At 75.4% G+C, this 1,747-nt stretch carries 1 protein-coding gene and 1 pseudogene; one reads left to right on the top strand and one right to left on the bottom strand.

The genetic code is table 11. From position 1 onward, the window contains the following. Positions 1 to 3 precede the first annotated feature (3 nt). Positions 4 to 432: a hypothetical protein gene (locus ACFU99_RS42720; protein ID WP_384403929.1), complete on the bottom strand. Its 429-nt coding sequence runs from the start codon at positions 430 to 432 to the stop codon at positions 4 to 6. Positions 433 to 543: 111 nt separating this feature from the next. On the opposite strand from ACFU99_RS42720, the pseudogene ACFU99_RS42715 reads away from it, so the two are divergent. Next, a pseudogene (locus ACFU99_RS42715) lies at positions 544 to 1,747 on the top strand (AMP-binding protein); the annotation flags it as partial.

Genomic DNA, 1,747 nt, shown 5'->3' with positions numbered 1-1,747 from the left:
GGTCTACGACCAGTCGTCGTCCGACTTGCGGACGCGCTGCCGGAACCACGGCACGTACCCCGCCGCGTTCACGACATTGACGCCGACGATGCCGACCCAGGTCACCAGCAGCCCCGCCAGGCCCGCGTTGACCGCGCCGATCGCGGACAGCGGGATGGCGAGCACCAGCGAGACCGTCGCGAAGCCGAACCGCTCGCCGAAGCTGTCCACCCCGGGATCGGCGCCCGGCCGCCGCTGCGGGCCCCGGGCCGTCGACATCTGCTGCTCGGCGAGCCGGCGTCGCACCCGCTTGTCGAGCGTTCCGTCGAGCTTCTGCTCGACCTTCTCCAGGAAAGAGTCGACCAGCTCCGACTCGTACTCCACGCCCAGCTCCTTGCGGGTCTGCAAGGTGGCGTCGAGCTCCTTCTTCAACTCTGGGTCGCGGGCCGTCATACCGGTAACGATACGGTCGGCGAGGCCCCGAGGAAGTGGGGCTAACCCCCGTATTCGCGGTGGGGCCGGCCCGGCCCCGTGGAAGGAGCAGCCGTGCACGACTCCGCATCCCTGCTGACCTCTCTGACGGACCCCGACGCCCCCGACCGCCCCGACGCGCTGTCCGTCGCGGGCCGCCCCTGCTCCCGCGCGGACCTGCTGGGCGCGGGCGGCGCGGTGGCGGCCCGTATCGCCGGTGCGAAGTCCGTGGCCGTACGGGCCGACGCCACGCTGGAGACGGTGGCCGCCGTGGTCGGCGGCCTGCTGGCCGGGGTGCCCGTGGTGCTGCTGCCGCCGGACTCGGGGCCCGCCGAGCGGGACCACATCCTGCGCGACTCGGGCGCGGAGATCGTGCTCGGGGCGGGCGAGGAGCTCGCCGTGGACATGGGGGAGCGCGCCGGATTCCGGGTCGCGGGGGGGGGGCGGGGGGGGGGCGGGGGGCGGCGGTGGCACACGGGGCCCACCCGTCGCCGCCGGGCTCGACGGCCTCGCGGACGCCTGGCAGTGGACCGCCGAGGACACGCTCGTCCACGGGCTGCCGCTGTTCCATGTGCACGGACTGATCCTCGGCGTGCTCGGGGCGCTGCGCACCGGCTGCCGCCTCGTCCACACCGGCCGCCCGACCCCGCAGGCGTACGCGGCGGCGGGCGGCAGCCTGTACTTCGGGGTGCCCACGGTCTGGGGCCGGGTGGCCCGCGACCACGACGCCGCGCGCGCCCTGGCCGGGGCCCGGCTGCTGGTGTCGGGGAGCGCGGCGCTGCCCGCCCCCGTCTTCCGCGACCTCGAAGCGCTCACCGGGCAGCGGCCCGTGGAGCGGTACGGCATGACCGAGACGCTGATCACCGTGGCCGTCCGCGCCGACGGCGAGCGGCGGCCCGGCTACGTGGGGACGCCGATCACGGGCGTACGCACCCGGATCGCCGCCGAGCCGGGCGCGGAGATCGGCGAGCTGGAGATCGGCGGCCCGACGCTCTTCGACGGCTACCTCGGCCGCCCCGAGGCCACGGCCGCCGCCTTCACGGCTGACGGCTGGTTCCGTACGGGCGACATCGCGGCCGTCGATGCGGACGGCGCGCACCGCATCGTCGGCCGCGCCTCCACCGACCTGATCAAGTCGGGCGGCTACCGGATCGGCGCGGGCGAGGTGGAGAACGCGCTGCTCGACCATCCGGCGGTGCGCGAGGCGGCGGTCGTCGGCGTCCCGCACGAGGATCTCGGGCAGGAGATCGTCGCCTATGTGGTGGCCGACGGGGTCGGCGGCGGGGAGTTGATCGAC

Source organism: Streptomyces sp. NPDC057654, assembly GCF_042800135.1.
GTDB lineage: Bacteria > Actinomycetota > Actinomycetes > Streptomycetales > Streptomycetaceae > Streptomyces.
The sequence above is the reverse complement of the archived record's forward strand: the minus strand, read 5'-3'. Positions and strand labels throughout refer to the sequence as shown.

Coding starts and splice junctions, on each gene's coding strand:
- ACFU99_RS42720 (WP_384403929.1), bottom strand. CDS start 432: ATGACGGCCCGCGACCCAGAGTTGAAGAAGGAGCTCGACGCCACCTTG.